Origin of the sequence: Streptomyces tyrfis (assembly GCF_037034285.1) — a bacterium.
Lineage (GTDB): Bacteria > Actinomycetota > Actinomycetes > Streptomycetales > Streptomycetaceae > Streptomyces.
Genome location: NZ_JBAGJZ010000001.1, coordinates 1 through 18039, shown reverse-complemented (window position 1 = coordinate 18039; position 18039 = coordinate 1). Strand labels below are relative to the sequence as shown.

The window sequence follows — 18039 nt, the reverse complement described above, 5'->3', positions numbered from 1 at the left end:
GTGACGACGTGAACGCTATGAGGCACCGTGACGCCCGGGACACGTATCAGCCAGTGATACGGACGACGGGATGAGGTGCGCGGTCTGCGAGAATTGCCACGTGATCTCTCGAATCGATCTGCGCGGCGACGCCCTCCCCGAGGGCGGCGCCCTGCGCGACCTGCTGCCCCGTGCCGAGTTCGACGTGGAAGCCGCCCTGGAGAAGGTGCGGCCCCTCTGCGAGGACGTGCATCATCGGGGCGACGCGGCGCTGATCGAGTACGCGGAGAGGTTCGACGGCGTCCGCCTGGAGCGGGTGCGCGTCCCCGCCGCCGCGCTCACCGAGGCCCTGGCCGGACTGGACCCGCTCGTCCGGGCGGCCCTGGAGGAGTCGATCGCGCGCGCCACCCGCGTCCACGCCGAGCAGCGCCGCGCCCCGCACCCCGTCCGGGTCGTGCCCGGCGGCACCGTCACCGAGAAGTGGGTCCCGGTCGAGCGGGTCGGGCTCTACGCGCCTGGCGGCCGCTCCGTCTACCCCTCCTCCGTGATCATGAACGCCGTGCCCGCGCAGCAGGCCGGCGTCGCCTCCGTCGCGCTCGCCTCCCCGCCGCAGAAGGAGTTCGGCGGCCTGCCGCACCCGACGATCCTCGCCGCCTGCGCCCTCCTCGGCATCGACGAGGTGTACGCGGCCGGCGGGGCCCAGGCCGTCGCGATGTTCGCGTACGGCACCGAGACCTGCGCGCCCGCCAACATGGTCACCGGCCCCGGCAACATCTGGGTCGCCGCCGCCAAGCGCTACTTCACCGGACGCATCGGCATCGACACCGAGGCCGGGCCGACCGAGATCGCCGTCCTCGCCGACGACACCGCCGACCCGGTGCACGTCGCCGCCGACCTGATCAGCCAGGCCGAGCACGACCCGCTCGCGGCCGCCGTGCTCGTCACCGACTCCGAGGAGCTCGCGAACGCGGTCGCCAAGGAGCTGGAGCCGCAGATCGCCGCCACCAAGCACGTCGAGGACCGGATCGTCCCGGCCCTGACCGGCAGGCAGTCCGCGATCGTTCTGGTCGACGGCCTCGACGAGGGACTGCGCGTGGTCGACGCGTACGGCGCGGAGCACCTGGAGATCCAGACCGCCGACGCCGCCGCCGTCGCCGAGCGCGTGAGGAACGCGGGCGCGATCTTCGTCGGCCCCTGGTCCCCGGTCTCGCTCGGCGACTACTGCGCGGGCTCCAACCACGTGCTGCCCACCGGCGGCTGCGCCTGCCACTCCTCCGGGCTCTCCGTGCAGTCCTTCCTGCGGGGCATCCACATCGTCGACTACACGCGCGGCGCCCTCGCCGACGTGGCGCACCACGTGGTCACGCTCGCGGAGGCCGAGGACCTGCCCGCCCACGGCGCGGCCGTCAAGGCCCGCTTCGGATGGAAGGTGCCGAACCGGTGAGCGCCACCCCCGTACGTCCCGTACGCATCGACGACCTCCCCGTCCGGGACGAGCTGCGCGGCAAGTCCCCCTACGGCGCGCCGCAGCTCGACGTGCCCGTACGGCTGAACACCAACGAGAACCCGTACCCGCTGCCCGAGGCGCTGGTCGACCGGATCGCCGAACGCGTCCGCGAGGCCGCCCGCGACCTCAACCGCTACCCCGACCGGGACGCCGTCGAGCTGCGCACCCAGCTCGCCCGCTACCTCAGCCGCACCGCCGGACACGAGGTCGGCCTCGCCAACGTCTGGGCCGCCAACGGCTCCAACGAGGTGCTCCAGCAGCTCCTCCAGACCTTCGGCGGCCCCGGGCGCACCGCGATCGGCTTCGAGCCCTCGTACTCCATGCACGCCCTCATCGCCCGCGGCACCGGCACCGGCTGGATCTCCGGACCGCGCAACGACGACTTCACCATCGACGTCGAGGCCGCCCGCAAGGCGATCGCCGAACAGCAGCCCGACGTCGTCTTCATCACCTCCCCCAACAACCCCACCGGCACCGCCGTCGACGCCGACACCGTCCTCGCCCTCTACGAGGCGGCCCAGGCCGCCAAGCCGTCGATGGTCGTCGTCGACGAGGCGTACGGCGAGTTCAGCCACCACCCCTCGCTGCTCCCGCTGATCGAGGGCCGGCCGTGCCTGGTGCTCTCGCGCACCATGTCCAAGGCGTTCGGCGCCGCCGGACTCCGCCTCGGCTACCTCGCCGCCGACCCGGCCGTCGTCGACGCGGTGCAGCTGGTACGGCTGCCGTACCACCTCTCCTCCATCACCCAGGCCACCGCGCTCGCCGCCCTGGAGCACACCGATACGCTGCTGGGGTACGTCGCCCAGCTCAAGAGCGAGCGCGACCGGATCGTCACCGAGCTGCGCGCCAGGGGCTTCGAGGTCGTCGACTCGGACGCCAACTTCGTCCAGTTCGGCCGCTTCGCCGACAGCCACGCCGCCTGGCGGCGGATCCTCGACCGGGGCGTCCTGGTCCGGGACAACGGCGTACCGGGATGGCTGCGGGTCTCCGCGGGCACCCCGGCGGAGAACGACGCGTTCCTCGCGGCGGTCGACGGAGTGACGGCGTCAGCCACACGTGAGAACAAGAAGGAGCACGACGCATGACCCGCGCGGCCCGTGTTGGAAGAGTCGAACGCACCACCAAGGAAACCTCGGTGCTCGTCGAGATCGATCTTGACGGCACCGGCACGGTCGACGTGTCGACCGGCGTCGGCTTCTACGACCACATGCTCGACCAGCTCGGCCGGCACGGGCTGTTCGACCTCACCGTCAAGACCGACGGCGACCTGCACATCGACTCGCACCACACCATCGAGGACACCGCCCTCGCGCTCGGCGCCGCCTTCCGGCAGGCCCTCGGCGACAAGAGGGGCATCTACCGCTTCGGCAACTGCACGGTCCCGCTGGACGAGTCGCTCGCCCAGGTCACCGTCGACCTCTCCGGCCGCCCCTACCTGGTGCACACCGAGCCGGAGAACATGGCGCCCATGATCGGCGCCTACGACACCACGATGACCCGGCACATCCTGGAGTCCTTCGTCGCCCAGGCGCAGATCGCGCTGCACGTCCACGTGCCGTACGGGCGCAACGCCCACCACATCGTCGAGTGCCAGTTCAAGGCCCTCGCCCGCGCTCTGCGGTACGCCTGCGAGCACGACCCGCGCGCCGCCGGGATCATCCCCTCGACGAAGGGCGCGCTGTGAACGGCCTGAACACCATACTGATCGTCGTCGGCCTCTTCCTGGCCGGCGGCGTCTACTCCTTCGCCAAGCAGAAGATGCCCAGGGGCGTCGTCGTCCTGCTCGGGATCGGGTCCGCGATGTGCCTGGTCGCGGGCGTCATGCGGATCCAGGGACTCTGGGACTGAGGTACGACCGGTGAGCGACAAGCACAAGAGCGGCAAGAAGAAGGTCGTCGTCTTCGACTACGGCTTCGGCAACGTCCGGTCCGCCGAACGGGCGCTGGCCCGGGTCGGCGCGGACGTCGAGATCACCCGCGACTACGACCGGGCGATGAACGCGGACGGGCTGCTGGTGCCCGGCGTCGGCGCGTTCTCCGCCTGCATGGAGGGGCTGCGCAGGGCCCGCGGCGAATGGGTCATCGGCCGCAGGCTGGCCGGCGGCCGGCCCGTCATGGGCATCTGCGTCGGGATGCAGATCCTCTTCGAGCGCGGCATCGAGCACGGGGTGGAGGCCGCCGGGCTGGACGAGTGGCCCGGCACCGTCGGCCCGCTGAAGGCCCCGGTCGTGCCCCACATGGGCTGGAACACCGTGCGGGCCCCCGAGGACTCCCGGCTGTTCGCCGGACTCGACCCCCAGGAGCGGTTCTACTTCGTGCACTCCTACGCGGTGCACGACTGGACCCTGGAAGTCACCAACCCCAAGATCCGCGCCCCCAAGGTCACCTGGGCCACCCACGGCGAGCCGTTCGTCGCCGCCGTGGAGAACGGCGCCCTGTCGGCCACCCAGTTCCACCCCGAGAAGTCCGGCGATGCCGGCGCCCAGCTGCTGACCAACTGGATTGAGACGCTGTAATGCCGAAGCTTGAACTCCTCCCCGCCGTCGACGTCCGCGACGGCCAGGCCGTCCGCCTCGTCCACGGCGAGTCCGGTTCCGAGACCTCCTACGGCGACCCGCTGGAGGCGGCCCTCGCCTGGCAGCGGGCGGGCGCGGAATGGCTGCACCTCGTCGACCTGGACGCCGCGTTCGGCACCGGCGACAACCGCGAGCGGATCACCGAGGTCACCCGCTCCATGGACATCAAGGTCGAGCTCTCCGGCGGCATCCGCGACGACGCCTCGCTCGCCGCCGCCCTCGCCACCGGGTGCACCCGGGTCAACCTCGGCACCGCGGCCCTGGAGAGCCCCGAGTGGGTCGCCGAGGTCATCGCCGAGCACGGCGACCGGATCGCCGTCGGTCTCGACGTGCGGGGCACCACCCTGCGCGGCCGCGGCTGGACCCGGGACGGCGGCGACCTCTACGAGACGCTCGCCCGCCTCGACTCCGAGGGCTGCGCCCGCTACGTCGTCACCGACATCGCCAAGGACGGCACCCTCCAGGGGCCCAACCTGGACCTCCTGAAGAACGTCTGCGCCGCCACCGACAAGCCCGTCGTCGCCTCCGGGGGCGTCTCCTCGCTCGACGACCTGCGCGCGATCTCCGCGCTCGTGCCGGTCGGCGTCGAGGGCGCGATCGTCGGCAAGGCGCTGTACGCGAAGGCGTTCACCCTCGAAGAGGCCCTGCGGGCGGTGTCGGAATGACCGACGCAGTCAACCGCATCTCCTCCGGCGCCCCCTGGGAGGAGAAGTTCGGCTACTCCCGGGCGGTCCAGCTGCCGAACGGCCTCGTGCTGGTCGCCGGCTGCACCTCGGTGGAGAACGGGCAGATCTCGGCGGGCGGCCCGTACGAGCAGACGGTCACCTCCTTCAAGGTCGCCTTCGACGCGCTGAAGCAACTCGGCCTGGGCCGCGAGGACGTCGTCCGCACCCGGATGTACGTCACCCACGCCCGGGACGTGGACGAGGTCGGCCGCGCCCACAAGGAGCTGTTCGACGACGTCCGCCCCGCCGCGTCGATGATCATCGTGTCCGGTTTCGTGGACCCGAGCCTGGTCGTCGAGGTCGAGGTCGAGGCGTACCGGGCAGGTGCGCGATGAGCCTCGCGGTACGCGTCATCCCGTGCCTGGACGTCGACGCCGGCCGGGTCGTCAAGGGCGTCAACTTCCAGAACCTGCGCGACGCCGGCGACCCCGTCGAGATGGCGAAGCTGTACGACGCCGAGGGCGCCGACGAGCTGACCTTCCTGGACATCACCGCGTCCAGCGGCGACCGGGAGACCACCTACGACGTGGTGCGGCGCACCGCCGAGCAGGTCTTCATCCCGCTCACCGTCGGCGGCGGCGTCCGCACCGCCGACGACGTCGACCGGCTGCTGCGGGCCGGGGCGGACAAGGTCGGCGTCAACACCGCCGCGATCGCCCGCCCCGACCTCATCCGGGAGATCGCCGAGCGGTTCGGCAGCCAGGTCCTGGTGCTCTCCGTGGACGCCCGCCGGGCGCCCGGCGGCGGCTTCGAGGTCACCACGCACGGCGGCCGCCGGGGCACCGGCATCGACGCCGTCGAATGGGCGCACCGGGCCGCCGAGCTGGGCGCGGGCGAGATCCTGCTCAACTCGATGGACGCCGACGGCACCAAGGACGGCTACGACACCGAGATGATCACGGCGGTCCGCAAGCACGTCACCGTCCCCGTCATCGCCTCCGGCGGCGCGGGGCGGCTCGCGGACTTCGCCCCGGCCGTCGCCGCGGGCGCCGACGCCGTGCTCGCCGCGTCCGTCTTCCACTTCGGCGACCTGCGGATCTCCGAGGTCAAGGGCGCGCTCCGGGAGGCCGGACACCCGGTCCGCTGACCACACACCACGCCGATCGCCGGACGAGCCGATTCCTGGTTCGTCCGGCGATCGGCGTTCCGAAAGCCGGGCCGCCCCTCCACACCCCACGGAATCACACAACTTTCCTTGCGCAATAAATGTTGCGCAAGTTTTCTTTTCTTTCTAGGGTGAGGGGCATGGCAAGCAACGAACTGCGCCGGATCTCGGACCTGAAGACCCTGAAGGCGTTCGCGCACCCCCTGCGGATGAAGCTCTACCGGGCGCTCTACATCTCCCGCACAGCCACCGCCTCCCAGCTCGCCGAGCAGGTCGACGAGGCGGTCTCGCTGGTCAGCTACCACTTGCGCAAGCTCGCCGAGAACGGCCTGATCAAGGAGGCCGAGCAGCAGGGCAGGGACGGCCGCGAGCGCTGGTGGCAGCCCGCCTCGAAGGGGGTGAGCTTCCACGAGGAGGACTTCGCCGACGAGCCGGAGAAGGCCGCCACGCACGCCGCCATCGGCCGGCTCTCCTTCGACCAGCACGTCGAGCTGTACCGCCGCTACCTCGACTCGGCCCACAGCTGGCCGCAGGAGTGGCGCGGCGCCGCCTCCAGCTCCGAGTACCTGGCCCGGCTCACCGCCGAGGAGCTCTCCGCGCTCAGCCGCGAGATGCACGAGCTGATCAACCGGTACGAAGCGCTCGGCCGCGCCCGCGACGAGGCGGGCGACACGGAAGGGCGCGAGAACGTCGCCATGCACCTGTACGCATTCCCGTTCCACAGCTGAGCCGCCGCCCCGGGAGGACGACGTCATGACCGCCAGCGCCACCGACCCGATCACGAAAGCGCCCGGACGCCCCGCCCACCGCGACGGCAACGTTCTGCGCTGGCTCGGCGCCTACACCGCGTCGATGATCGGCGACAGCGTCTACTACATGGCGCTCGCCTGGGCCGCGGCCCGCAGCGGCAACGCCGCCCAGGCCGGGCTCGTTCTCGCCGTCGGGTCCGTGCCCAGGGCCTTACTGATGCTCGGCGGGGGAGTCCTCGCCGACCGGATCGGACCGCGCCGCGTGGTCATCGGCAGCGACGCCGCCCGCTGCCTGGTCGTCCTGGGACTGGCGGGCGCGCTGCTGTTCACCTCGCCCGCCGTGTGGATGCTCATCGCCGTCGCGCTCGTCTTCGGCGTGGTCGACGCCCTCTTCCTGCCCGCCGTCGGCGCACTGCCGCCCCGGATCACCGCCGCCGGACAGCTCGCCCGCGTCCAGGGACTGCGCGGACTCGCCTCCCGTGCCGCCAACGTCGTCGGGGCCCCGCTCGGCGGCGTCGCGGTGGCCGGTGGCGGCCCGACCCTCGCGTTCGCCGCGGCCGGGGTGCTCTTCGCCGTGTCCCTGCCGCTGCTCCTGTCCCTGCGGGTCGGCCCGCTGCCCGATCAGGAGACCGCCGAGCCGTCCGGCACCGCCTGGCGCGAACTGGTGGACGGGCTGCGCCACATCCGCCGTCACCCGGTGCTCGGACCGCTGATGCTCGCCGTCGCCCTCACCGAACTGGGCTTCGCGGGACCGCTCAACCTGGGGCTGGTCCTGCTCGCCCGCGAGCGCGACTGGGGCGCCTCGGGCATGGGCTGGATCGTCGCCGGGTTCGGGGTCGGCGCCGGTGCGTCGGCCCTGGTGCTCGCCGTGCGCGGCCGGGTGTCCCGGGCCGGGCTTGTCATGAGCCTGATGTTGCTGATCGGCGCCCTCGCCGTGGCGGCCCTGGCCTACATGCCCTCGCTGGGCCTCGCCGCCGCCGTCGCCGTCTGCGTCGGGCTCTTCGCGGGCCTCGGCGGCTCCCTGTGCGGCGCCTTGATCCAGACGGTCGCCGACCCGGCCTATCTGGGCCGGGTCACCTCCGTCTCGACGCTCTTCACCCACGCGGTCGCGCCGCTCAGCTACCCGGTCACGGGAGCCATGGTCGCCGCCTGGGGGACGGGCCCGGTGTTCGTCGGCAGTGCCGCGACGTGCGCGACGGGGGCGGTGACCGCTCTGGCCTTCACCCGGCTGCGCCGCGCGGAACTCCCGAGCTGACCCGGGCCCGCGCGCCGTGGGGCCCGTCCGGCGCCGATCCGCCGCGGGCCCCTACATGCCCAGCTCCGCCGTCCTCAGCCGGTCCACCGCGTCCTGGTCGCCGTCGAGCTCCACCACCGCGGCGTTCTGCCGGCCGAACGCGAAGAGCAGCAGCTCGCCCGGTTCGCCGGTCACCGTCACCACCGGGACGCCCTTGTGCGCCACCACCGTCCGGCCGTCCGGCCGCCGCAGCACCAGCCCCACCGGCGACCTGCGGCCCAGCAGCCGGGCCGTCCGCTCGGCCCGCGCCCACAGCAGATCGGCGAAGACCGGGTCCAGCTCCCGCCGCGACCAGTCCGGCTGGGCCCGGCGCACGTCCTCCGCGTGCACGTAGAACTCGACGGTGTTGGCCGCCTCGTCGATCTGCTTCAGACCGAACGGCGACATCCTCGGCGGCCCGGTGCGGATCAGCTGGATCAGTTCCTCGTACGGCTTCGCCGCGAACTCGGCCTGCACCCGTTCGAGGCGGTTCCTCAGCACGCCCAGCACCACCCCTCCCGCGGCGTCCGGGCGGCGTTCCCGGACCACCACATGGGCGGCGAGGTCCCGGGCCGTCCAGCCTCGGCACAGGGTCGGGGCCTCCGGGCCGGCCGCCTCCAACAGATCGGCGAGCAGAAGCCGTTCGCGCTTCGCATGGGTCGACATGCCCGCCAGCGTACGACCGCCGCGCCCGGTCCGCCCAGCGGACGCCGCACCGGCCGGCCCCGCGACCACGGCACAATGGGCGCATGACCAGCGCGACCGCCCCCGGCGCCCCGACGCCGCCGCCCAGCGACCTAGACCCGGCCATCGCCGCCCGCCTCAAGCGCGGCCCGGACGGACTGATCCCCGCCATCGCCCAGCAGTACGACACCGGCGAGGTGCTGATGCTCGGCTGGATGGACGACGAGGCCCTGCACCGCACCCTCACCACCGGCCGCTGCACCTATTGGTCGCGCAGCCGCCAGGAGTACTGGGTCAAGGGCGACACCTCGGGCCACATCCAGACGGTCAGGTCCGTCGCCCTCGACTGCGACGCCGACACCGTCCTCGTCAAGGTCGACCAGACGGGCGCCGCCTGCCACACCGGCGACCGCACCTGCTTCGACGCCGACGTCCTCCCGCTGGGCCAGTAGGGTTCGGCGCCATGGACCTCGACACGTTCCGCAAGCTGGCCGTCGAACGCCGCGTCATCCCCGTCAGCCGCAGACTCCTCGCGGACGGCGACACCCCGGTCGGCCTCTACCGCAAGCTCGCGGGCGGACGCACCGGCACCTTCCTGCTGGAATCCGCCGAGAACGGCCGCACCTGGTCGCGCTACTCCTTCATCGGGGTGCGCAGCGCCGCAGCCCTCACCGCACGCGACGGGCAGGCGCACTGGCTGGGCTCCCCGCCGGTCGGCGTCCCCGTCGACGGCGACCCGCTGGAAGCCCTGCGCGCCACCGTCGACGCCCTCCACACCCCCCGCGACCTGGTCGCGGACGCCGGACTGCCCCCGTTCACCGGAGGCATGGTCGGCTACCTCGGCTACGACGTGGTGCGCCGCCTGGAACGGATCGGGGACAGCGGGACGGACGACCTCCGCCTGCCCGAACTGACCATGCTGCTCACCTCCGACCTGGCCGTCCTCGACCACCGGGACGGCAGCGTCCTGCTGATCGCCAACGCGATCAACCACAACGACCTCGCCACCGGCGTCGACGAGGCGCACGCGGACGCCGTCGCCCGCCTCGACGCCATGGAACGCGACCTCTCGCGCCCCGTCGAGAACGCCCCCGCCGTGCTCCCGCCCTCCGAGCTCCCCCCGTACACCGCGCGCTGGGGCGGCGCGGCGTACCAGGACGCCGTCGAGGACGTGAAGGAGCGCATCCGGGCCGGCGAGGCGTTCCAGGTGGTGCCCTCGCAGCGCTTCGAGACCCCCTGCACCGCGAGCGCGCTGGACGTCTACCGGGTGCTGCGCACCACCAACCCGTCCCCGTACATGTACCTCTTCCGCTTCGACGGCTTCGACGTCGTGGGATCCAGCCCGGAGGCCCTCGTCAAGGTCGAGGACGGGCGGGCCCTGCTCCACCCGATCGCCGGGACCCGGCACCGCGGCGCCACCCCGCAGGAGGACCAGGCCCTCGCCGAGGAGCTCCTCGCCGACCCGAAGGAGCGCGCCGAGCACCTCATGCTCGTCGACCTCGGCCGCAACGACCTGGGACGGGTCTGCGAACCGGGCAGCGTCGAGGTCGTCGACTTCATGTCGATCGAGCGCTACTCGCACGTGATGCACATCGTCTCCACCGTCACCGGCCGGGTCGCCGAGGGCCGCACCGCCTTCGACGTGCTCACCGCCTGTTTCCCCGCGGGCACCCTCTCCGGCGCCCCCAAGCCCCGCGCCATGCAGATCATCGAGGAGCTGGAGCCCAGCCGCCGCGGTCTGTACGGGGGCTGCGTCGGCTACCTCGACTTCGCCGGGGACTCCGACACCGCCATCGCCATCCGGACCGCGCTGCTCCGCGACGGCACGGCGTACGTCCAGGCCGGGGCGGGCGTCGTCGCCGACTCCGACCCGGTCGCCGAGGACACCGAATGCCGCAACAAGGCCGCGGCCGTCCTCCGGGCCGTCCACACCGCCAACCGCCTCCGCGGCGCCTGAGGGCCCGTCGGGCGGGCTCCCGCCGGCCGGGGCCGCCCGACGGCCTCCGGGCCGCCCGCCCTCCCCGCCGGAGCCCGGGCCGGTACCCCGCTCCCCGGCGAGGAGAGGGCGGTAGGGGATAGTGGGGTACGTGAGTGCTGCCCCCGTACCCCAGCCCCGCGCCCGCGCGGCCGCCGCGTCCGGCGCCGCGGGAAGCCGCCGCAGCCTGGCCGCCGGCCTGCTCCTCGGGGCGGCCGGCGCCACCGTCGTCCTGCTCGCCTCCGGCCAGACCTGGGCCGAGGGGCGGGCGGCCGTCGGCGGCGGCTCCTTGCCGCTGACCGCCGACGGCCGGGACGTCACCGGCCTCCCCGCGGCCCTCGCCATCGTCGGCCTGGCCGCCCTCGTCGCCGTCTTCGCCGTCCGCGGCGGCGGCCGGCTGATCGTCGCCGGGCTCCTCGCGCTCAGCGGCCTCGGCGCCGGACTGAGCGCCTGCCTCACTGCCTCCGACGGCACGGCGCTCGACGAGAAGGCCGCGCAGACCACCGGCGACACCTCGGCCACCGTCCAGGCCCTGACCCACACCCCCTGGCCCTACGTCACCGCGACGGGCGGCCTGCTGATCCTCCTCGCCGGCCTGCTCGCCCTGCGCTACGGCAGGCTCTGGCCCGGCATGTCGGGACGGTACGAACGCGACGGCGCCCCCCGTCCGCGCCGGGCCCCCCGCACCGCCCCGGACCCGGACCGGCCCGAGGACCTCTGGAAGGCCCTGGACCGCGGCGAGGACCCGACGCGCGACGCATGACCCCGAGCTCACGCCCCACCCGCCCGTACGGGACAATGGCACGGAGCTTCCGCACAGCGGCACCGACCGCGGCACCAGCTTTGCGTACAGCGACACCAACGACACCAACAGCGCAACACCAACAAGGAGCAACTCATGGCGGGCAGCAGCCACGGACACACCCCGGCCGCCTGGACCGGTGTCATCATCTCCTTCATCGGCTTCTGCGCCGGGGGCGTCTTCATGGTCGCGGCCAACCCGATCGGCTTCTGGGCCAGCATGGGCGTCATCCTCCTGGGCGGGGTCGTCGGCTTCGGGATGAAGATGGCCGGCCTCGGCACGCCGAAGGAGTCCCCCGAGATGGCCGCCGCCCGGGCGCGCGCCGCGCAGGCCCAGATCTCCTGACGCGCGCGACAGCCGCACGAACGCGAGGCGCAGCCCGTCGACCGGGCTGCGCCTTTCCGTACCAGCGGGGAGAATCACCGCGTGGACGCAACGCCTACCCCAGCCGCCCGGCCCGCCCCCGGTCCGGGAGCCGCCGCCGGGCAGCCGGCGCCGCCCGGCCCGCCGCCGGTCCTCCCGCACGCCCCCGCGCCCGTCCCGCGCCTGCGGCGGCTCGCCGTCCCCGCCGGGGTCATGGCCGCCGTCGTCGGCGCCTTCGGCTACGTCGGGGCCGTCGACCCCAACGAACCCGGCCACTACCCGGTCTGTCCGCTGCTCCGCCTCACCGGCCTGTACTGCCCCGGCTGCGGCGGGCTGCGCAGCGCCCACGCCGTCGCGCACGGCGACCTCGCCGCCGCCCTCGGCTCCAACGCGCTCGCCGTCGCCGGCTACGCGCTCTTCGCCGTCCTCTGGACGGTCTGGGTGGCCCGGGCCGCCCGGGGCAGACCCATGACCCTCGCCGCCCGCCCCGCCGTCTGGTGGGGGATCGGGGCCGTGCTGATCGTCTTCTCGGTCGCCCGGAACCTGCCGTTCGGCTCGGCGCTGGCGCCCTAGGACGGGCCCTAGGACCGCCCTAGGACCTGTCTTCGGACCGCCGTCGCACGGCAGGCGGCAGTTCCAGGACAGGGTCCACACTGCCCGCACTGTGGGACGCCCGCCGACAGGATTCGGGCCCTTTGCCCTCCTGCGGATAGCATTGACGAGGCTGATCCTGTTCCCTCATCACCGTCCCGGAAGGGGGCCGCTCGCGTGAGTGTGCTCGACGAGATCATCGACGGCGTCCGCGCCGACCTCGCGGAGCGGCAGGCGCGTGTCGGCCTCGACGAGCTGAAGGAACGCGCCCGGCGCGCCCCCGCCGCCAAGGACGGGGCCGCCGCACTCCGCGGCGAGGGCGTCTCCGTCATCTGCGAGGTCAAGCGCTCCAGCCCCTCCAAGGGGGCGCTCGCCGCCATCGCCGACCCGGCCGCGCTCGCCGCCGACTACGAGGCGGGCGGCGCGTCCGTCATCTCCGTCCTCACCGAGCAGCGCCGCTTCGGCGGCTCGCTCGCGGACCTGGAGGCCGTCCGCGCCAAGGTCGACGTCCCGGTCCTGCGCAAGGACTTCATCGTCACCTCGTACCAGCTCTGGGAGGCCCGGGCCCACGGCGCCGACCTCGCCCTGCTGATCGTCGCCGCGCTCGACCAGGAGGCCCTGGTCTCCCTGATCGAGCGGGCCGAGTCCATCGGCCTGACGCCGCTCGTCGAGGTGCACGACGAGGAGGAGGCCGACCGCGCCGTGGACGCCGGGGCCAAGGTCATCGGCGTGAACGCGCGCAACCTGAAGGACCTCAAGGTCGACCGCTCCACCTTCGAGCGCGTCGCCCCCGAGATCCCCGACCACATCGTCAAGGTCGCGGAGTCCGGCGTGCGCGGCCCGCACGACCTGATCGCCTACGCCAACGCGGGCGCCGACGCGGTGCTCGTGGGCGAGTCCCTGGTCACCGGGCGCGACCCGCGCACCGCCGTCGCCGACCTGGTCGCCGCGGGCGCCCACCCGGCGCTGCGCCACGGACGGGGCTGACCGCGCCCGTGCCCGCCGACCGCCCCGCCCCGCCCCGCACCCGGCCGGCCCCGTGCCCGGCCGGTGCGAGGGCTGCCCGGGGCCCGTACGCGCGGCCGTCGTCAGGCCGCCGTCCGGAGGCCGGCCACGCCCAGCCGAGGCGCTGCGCGCCCCCGTTCTGGCACCGCGGCTGCCGCGCCCCCGCGCGCCGGGTGCACGGACGACGGGTGCGCTATGTGATCGGCGACGAGCCCGGCCAGGTCAACGGCATGCGATGGCGCACGGGGTCCGCGCCGTAGCGAGCCCCGGCCGTTCGTACCCGACCTCTCAGGTCGTACGTCCGCCCGCACCGCCCGACCGTTCGGGGTCGCGGCGGCGCTCCGGCACGGCGCATACGGTGAAACCACCCATTGCGATGTCGAGGAGCACGTCGGATGTCATCTGACTTCTTCATCCCGGACCCGGAGGGTCTGGTCCCCAGCGCCGAGGGGTACTTCGGCGCGTTCGGCGGCAAGTTCATCCCGGAGGCGCTGGTCGCCGCCGTGGACGAGGTCGCCGTCGAGTACGACAAGGCGAAGGCCGACCCGGCCTTCGCCGCGGAGCTCAACGCGCTGTTGGTCGACTACACCGGCCGCCCCAGCGCGCTGACCGAGGTCCGGCGCTTCGCCGAGCACGCGGGCGGGGCCCGGATCTTCCTCAAGCGCGAGGACCTGAACCACACCGGCTCGCACAAGATCAACAACGTGCTGGGCCAGGCCCTGCTCACCCGGCGCATGGGCAAGACCCGGGTCATCGCCGAGACCGGGGCCGGCCAGCACGGCGTCGCCACCGCGACCGCCTGCGCGCTCTTCGGCCTCGACTGCACCATCTACATGGGCGAGATCGACACCGAGCGGCAGGCGCTGAACGTGGCGCGGATGCGGATGCTCGGCGCCGAGGTCATCGCCGTGAAGTCCGGCTCCCGCACGCTCAAGGACGCCATCAACGAGGCGTTCCGCGACTGGGTCGCCAACGTGGACCACACGCACTACCTCTTCGGCACCGTCGCCGGACCGCACCCCTTCCCCGCCATGGTCCGCGACTTCCACCGGGTCATCGGCGTCGAGGCCCGCCGCCAGATCCTGGAGCGGGCCGGCCGGCTGCCGGACGCGGCGATCGCCTGCGTCGGCGGCGGCTCCAACGCCATCGGGCTCTTCCACGCCTTCATCCCGGACGCCCGCGTCCGGCTGATCGGCTGCGAGCCCGCCGGGCACGGGGTGGAGACCGGCGAGCACGCGGCGACCCTGACCGCGGGCGAGCCCGGAATCCTGCACGGCTCGCGCAGCTACGTCCTCCAGGACGACGAGGGCCAGATCACCGAGCCGTACTCCATCTCGGCCGGCCTCGACTACCCGGGCATCGGCCCGGAGCACGCGTACCTGAAGGACACCGGCCGCGGCGAGTACCGCGCGGTCACCGACGACGCCGCCATGCAGGCGCTGCGTCTCCTCTCCCGCACCGAGGGGATCATCCCGGCGATCGAGAGCGCGCACGCGCTGGCCGGGGCCCTGGAGGTCGGGCGCGAGCTGGGCGAGGACGGACTCCTCGTGGTCAACCTGTCCGGCCGAGGCGACAAGGACATGGACACGGCGGCCCGCTACTTCGGGCTGTACGACGAGACCGACGGGGTCGTCGAGGCCGATGAGGCCGACGGGGAAGAGGAGGTCGCCAAGTGAGCGGCAACGTGGAACTGCTGAACGCCGCCCTCGCGCGGGCGAAGGCCGAGAACCGCGCGGCGCTGATCGCCTATCTCCCGGCCGGCTTCCCGACCGTCGACGGCGCGATCGCCGCGGTGAAGGAGGTCGTGGCGGGCGGCGCGGACGTCGTCGAGGTGGGGCTGCCGCACAGCGACCCGGTCCTCGATGGCCCGGTCATCCAGACCGCCGACGACATCGCCCTGCGCGGCGGCGTCCGGATCGCCGACGTCATGCGCACGGTCCGCGAGGCGCACGAGGCGACGGGCGCCCCGATCCTCGTCATGACGTACTGGAACCCGATCGACCGCTACGGCGTCGAGCGGTTCACCGCGGAACTCGCGGAGGCGGGCGGCGCCGGCTGCATCCTGCCCGACCTGCCGGTCCAGGAGTCCGCGCTGTGGCGCGAGCACGCCGACAGGCACGGTCTGGCGACCGTCTTCGTCGTCGCGCCCAGCAGCAAGGACGAGCGCCTGGCCACCATCACGGCGGCCGGTTCCGGATTCGTCTACGCGGCCTCGCTGATGGGGGTCACGGGCACCCGGGAGTCCGTCGGCGAGCAGGCCCAGGACCTGGTCGAGCGGACCCGCGCCACCACCTCCCTGCCGGTCTGCGTCGGCCTCGGCGTCTCGAACGCCGCCCAGGCGGCCGAGGTCGCGGGCTTCGCCGACGGCGTGATCGTCGGCTCCGCCTTCGTCAAGGGCATGCTCGACGCCCCCGACGAGGAGGCCGGCCTGGCCGCGGTCCGCGCGCTGGCGGGCGAACTGGCCGAGGGCGTGCGCAAGCGCTGAGCGACAGGGCCCGCCGCATCGGGCGTCATCCGTACGGGTGGATCTTGACCGGGGAGGCACGCGCGTGCCTCCCCGGTTCGTTGCTGCGGGTGTGAGCGAGAAGAAAGAACACGGAAAAAGGACCGCGCGCGAGCGGCTCGCCCAGCAGCGCGAGCGCGAGAAGGCCCGGGAGCGCCGCAGGCGTTCGCTGATCGTCGGCGGGGCCGTGGCGGGCGTGCTGGGGCTGGCCGCCGTCATCGGTGTGATCGCCGCGAACACGGGCGGCAAGGGCGGGAAGACCGAGGCGACGGGCCCGGCCGTCGCGCCGTCCGGCGCGGGCGGCAAGGACGGCCTGGCCATCCAGGTCGGCCGGGACGACGCCCCGTCCACCCTCACCATCTGGGAGGACTTCCGCTGCCCGGTCTGCGCCCAGTTCGAGAACGTGTTCAGGGACACCTTCCACGAGCTGGAGCGCGACGGCCGGATGAAGATCGAGTACCACCTCGCCACGATCATCGACGGCAACCTCGGCGGCACCGGATCGCTGCGCGCGGCCAACGCGGCGGCCTGCGCCCAGGACGTCGGCCTGTTCTCCCCGTACCACGACGTCCTCTACCGCAACCAGCCGCAGGAGTCCGTCGACGCCTTCGCGGACAACGACAAGCTGATCGGCCTCGCGGGCAAGGTCCCCGATCTCGACACCCCGGCCTTCCGCACCTGTGTGAACGACGGGAAGCACGACAGCTGGGTCCGGAAGTCCAACACGGCGTTCCAGAACGGCGGATTCAAGGGCACGCCGACCGTGCTGCTCAACGGCGAGTCGGTCTTCCCCAAGAAGGGGAACGAACCGATCACCGTGGAGAACCTGAAGAAGTGGGTCGCGCAGGCCGGCAAGGGCGGGAAGCCCGGCGCGCCCGCTCCGACGCCGACGCATCCGCCGACGCCCGCGCCGCCGTCCGCCCCCGGGTCGGCCCCCGGATCCGCGCCCGCGCCGGCGTCACCCGCGGAGCCGGCGGCCCCGCCCGTCCCCGCGTCCACCCCCGTGCCGTCGGCCTCCTGACCGGTGCCTCCGGCATGAGGATTCGATGACCGGCCCGTTACTCAGACGTTGTCGGGTGGGTTGCCCCGGGCCCCACCCGACAGGGTAGCGTCGACCCTGCCATGGACCTTGCCTTCATTCCCAGCCCGTCGACCGGCGTGATCAATCTCGGCCCGATCCCGCTCCGCGGCTACGCGTTCTGCATCATCATCGGTGTCTTCGTCGCCGTCTGGCTCGGCAACAAGCGCTGGGTCGCCCGGGGCGGCAGAGCCGGGACCGTCGCCGACATCGCCGTCTGGGCGGTGCCCTTCGGGCTCGTCGGAGGCCGGCTCTACCACGTCATCACCGACTACCAGCTGTACTTCAGCGAGGGCGAGAACTGGGTCGACGCCTTCAAGATCTGGCAGGGCGGCCTCGGCATCTGGGGCGCGATCGCGCTGGGCGCCGTCGGCGCCTGGATCGGCTGCCGCCGCCGCGGCATCCCGCTGCCCGCCTGGGCGGACGCGCTCGCCCCCTGCATCGCGCTGGCCCAGGCCTGCGGCCGGTGGGGCAACTGGTTCAACCAGGAGCTGTACGGCCGGCCGACCGACGTGCCGTGGGCGCTGAAGATCAGCGAGGGCCCCAACCGGGTCGCCGGCACCTACCACCCGACGTTCCTCTACGAGTCGCTCTGGTGCGTCGGCGTCGCGCTGCTGGTGATCTGGGCGGACCGCCGCTTCAAGCTCGGACACGGCCGGGCGTTCGCGCTGTACGTCGCCGCGTACTGCGCGGGGCGCGGCTGGATCGAGTACATGCGGGTCGACGAGGCGCACCACATCCTGGGCCTGCGGCTGAACGTGTGGACCGCGCTGATCGTGTTCGTCCTCGCGGTGGTGTACATCGTGATCTCGGCGAAGCTGCGACCGGGCCGCGAGGAGGTCGTGGAGCCGCAGGCCATCGAGGACGCGGCGGACGCGGCGGACGCCGATGGCGCCGAGGACGCGACCGGTCCGAAGGGCCTGAAGGGCTCGGACGGCTCGAAGGACACGACGGAGTCGAAGGGCCCGGAGGACTCGTCGGGGGACGGTGAAGCCGCCGGGGAGGCGGACGCCGCCGACCGCGACGGGGCCGCCGACGCGAAGGCGCCGAAGACGGACGCCCCCGTGGAGGCGGCGGAGAAGTCCTGAGCCGTGCGGTCCGCCGCGTGATCCGGACGTGGGGGGG

The 18039-nt window shown here is 73.3% G+C and carries 21 protein-coding genes; 20 read left to right on the top strand and 1 reads right to left on the bottom strand.

Features of this window, described 5'->3' with window-relative positions; translation table 11 throughout:
• The first annotated feature begins 100 nt into the window (after window positions 1–100).
• From hisD to WA762_RS00060, 10 genes are all read left to right on the top strand, one after another.
• Window positions 101–1423 (top strand): histidinol dehydrogenase, encoded by a 1323-nt coding sequence (gene hisD / locus WA762_RS00105; RefSeq protein WP_335931574.1) that lies wholly within the window; start codon window positions 101–103, stop codon window positions 1421–1423.
• Entirely contained in the window at window positions 1420–2571 is a 1152-nt protein-coding gene (locus WA762_RS00100; RefSeq protein ID WP_335931572.1) for a histidinol-phosphate transaminase, read from the top strand. Before hisD ends, WA762_RS00100 begins: the two co-directional genes overlap by 4 nt.
• Complete coding sequence (gene hisB, locus WA762_RS00095; RefSeq protein WP_335931570.1) at window positions 2568–3170, top strand: imidazoleglycerol-phosphate dehydratase HisB; 603 nt, start codon at window positions 2568–2570, stop codon at window positions 3168–3170. The genes WA762_RS00100 and hisB overlap by 4 nt, the downstream gene beginning before the upstream one ends.
• Entirely contained in the window at window positions 3167–3334 is a 168-nt protein-coding gene (locus tag WA762_RS00090; RefSeq protein ID WP_335931568.1) for a hypothetical protein, read from the top strand. The genes hisB and WA762_RS00090 overlap by 4 nt, the downstream gene beginning before the upstream one ends.
• Before the next feature lie 10 nt (window positions 3335–3344).
• Entirely contained in the window at window positions 3345–4001 is a 657-nt protein-coding gene (hisH, locus tag WA762_RS00085) for an imidazole glycerol phosphate synthase subunit HisH (RefSeq protein WP_335931566.1), read from the top strand.
• Complete coding sequence (gene priA, locus WA762_RS00080; RefSeq protein ID WP_335931564.1) at window positions 4001–4726, top strand: bifunctional 1-(5-phosphoribosyl)-5-((5-phosphoribosylamino)methylideneamino)imidazole-4-carboxamide isomerase/phosphoribosylanthranilate isomerase PriA; 726 nt, start codon at window positions 4001–4003, stop codon at window positions 4724–4726. The genes hisH and priA overlap by 1 nt, the downstream gene beginning before the upstream one ends.
• Window positions 4723–5121, top strand: coding sequence for a RidA family protein (locus WA762_RS00075; RefSeq protein ID WP_335931562.1), 399 nt, complete (start codon window positions 4723–4725; stop codon window positions 5119–5121). Before priA ends, WA762_RS00075 begins: the two co-directional genes overlap by 4 nt.
• The gene (gene hisF, locus WA762_RS00070; RefSeq protein ID WP_335931560.1) at window positions 5118–5873 is read left to right on the top strand and encodes an imidazole glycerol phosphate synthase subunit HisF; all 756 of its coding nucleotides are present in this window, start codon (window positions 5118–5120) and stop codon (window positions 5871–5873) included. The genes WA762_RS00075 and hisF overlap by 4 nt, the downstream gene beginning before the upstream one ends.
• 158 nt (window positions 5874–6031) lie before the next feature.
• Entirely contained in the window at window positions 6032–6619 is a 588-nt protein-coding gene (locus WA762_RS00065; protein ID WP_335931558.1) for an ArsR/SmtB family transcription factor, read from the top strand.
• 25 nt (window positions 6620–6644) lie between these two features.
• Window positions 6645–7895, top strand: coding sequence for an MFS transporter (locus WA762_RS00060; RefSeq protein ID WP_335931556.1), 1251 nt, complete (start codon window positions 6645–6647; stop codon window positions 7893–7895).
• A 51-nt stretch (window positions 7896–7946) separates the two neighbouring features.
• Here WA762_RS00060 and WA762_RS00055 read toward each other — a convergent pair whose 3' ends face one another.
• Entirely contained in the window at window positions 7947–8579 is a 633-nt protein-coding gene (locus WA762_RS00055; protein WP_335931554.1) for a TIGR03085 family metal-binding protein, read from the bottom strand.
• A gap of 83 nt (window positions 8580–8662) precedes the next feature.
• On the opposite strand from WA762_RS00055, the gene hisI reads away from it, so the two are divergent.
• From hisI to lgt, 10 genes are all read left to right on the top strand, one after another.
• The gene (gene hisI / locus WA762_RS00050; protein ID WP_335931552.1) at window positions 8663–9049 is read left to right on the top strand and encodes a phosphoribosyl-AMP cyclohydrolase; all 387 of its coding nucleotides are present in this window, start codon (window positions 8663–8665) and stop codon (window positions 9047–9049) included.
• An 11-nt stretch (window positions 9050–9060) separates the two neighbouring features.
• A complete protein-coding gene (locus WA762_RS00045; RefSeq protein WP_335931550.1) occupies window positions 9061–10554 on the top strand; it encodes an anthranilate synthase component I in 1494 nt (497 codons plus the stop codon).
• A gap of 121 nt (window positions 10555–10675) precedes the next feature.
• Window positions 10676–11335: a TIGR02234 family membrane protein gene (locus WA762_RS00040; protein ID WP_335931548.1), complete on the top strand. Its 660-nt coding sequence runs from the start codon at window positions 10676–10678 to the stop codon at window positions 11333–11335.
• Window positions 11336–11470: 135 nt separating this feature from the next.
• Window positions 11471–11719, top strand: a complete 249-nt coding sequence (locus tag WA762_RS00035) for an HGxxPAAW family protein (RefSeq protein ID WP_335931546.1) — start codon at window positions 11471–11473, stop codon at window positions 11717–11719.
• Between the two features lie 81 nt (window positions 11720–11800).
• Complete coding sequence (locus tag WA762_RS00030) at window positions 11801–12310, top strand: DUF2752 domain-containing protein (protein ID WP_335931544.1); 510 nt, start codon at window positions 11801–11803, stop codon at window positions 12308–12310.
• A 195-nt stretch (window positions 12311–12505) separates the two neighbouring features.
• Entirely contained in the window at window positions 12506–13315 is an 810-nt protein-coding gene (gene trpC / locus WA762_RS00025; protein ID WP_335931542.1) for an indole-3-glycerol phosphate synthase TrpC, read from the top strand.
• 413 nt (window positions 13316–13728) lie between these two features.
• Window positions 13729–15009, top strand: coding sequence for a tryptophan synthase subunit beta (gene trpB, locus WA762_RS00020; protein ID WP_335931540.1), 1281 nt, complete (start codon window positions 13729–13731; stop codon window positions 15007–15009).
• Entirely contained in the window at window positions 15006–15818 is an 813-nt protein-coding gene (gene trpA, locus WA762_RS00015; protein ID WP_335931538.1) for a tryptophan synthase subunit alpha, read from the top strand. The genes trpB and trpA overlap by 4 nt, the downstream gene beginning before the upstream one ends.
• Window positions 15819–15909: 91 nt before the next feature.
• A complete protein-coding gene (locus tag WA762_RS00010; protein WP_335931536.1) occupies window positions 15910–16857 on the top strand; it encodes a DsbA family protein in 948 nt (315 codons plus the stop codon).
• Between the two features lie 101 nt (window positions 16858–16958).
• The gene (lgt, locus tag WA762_RS00005) at window positions 16959–18002 is read left to right on the top strand and encodes a prolipoprotein diacylglyceryl transferase (RefSeq protein WP_335931534.1); all 1044 of its coding nucleotides are present in this window, start codon (window positions 16959–16961) and stop codon (window positions 18000–18002) included.
• The last annotated feature ends 37 nt before the right edge of the window (window positions 18003–18039 follow it).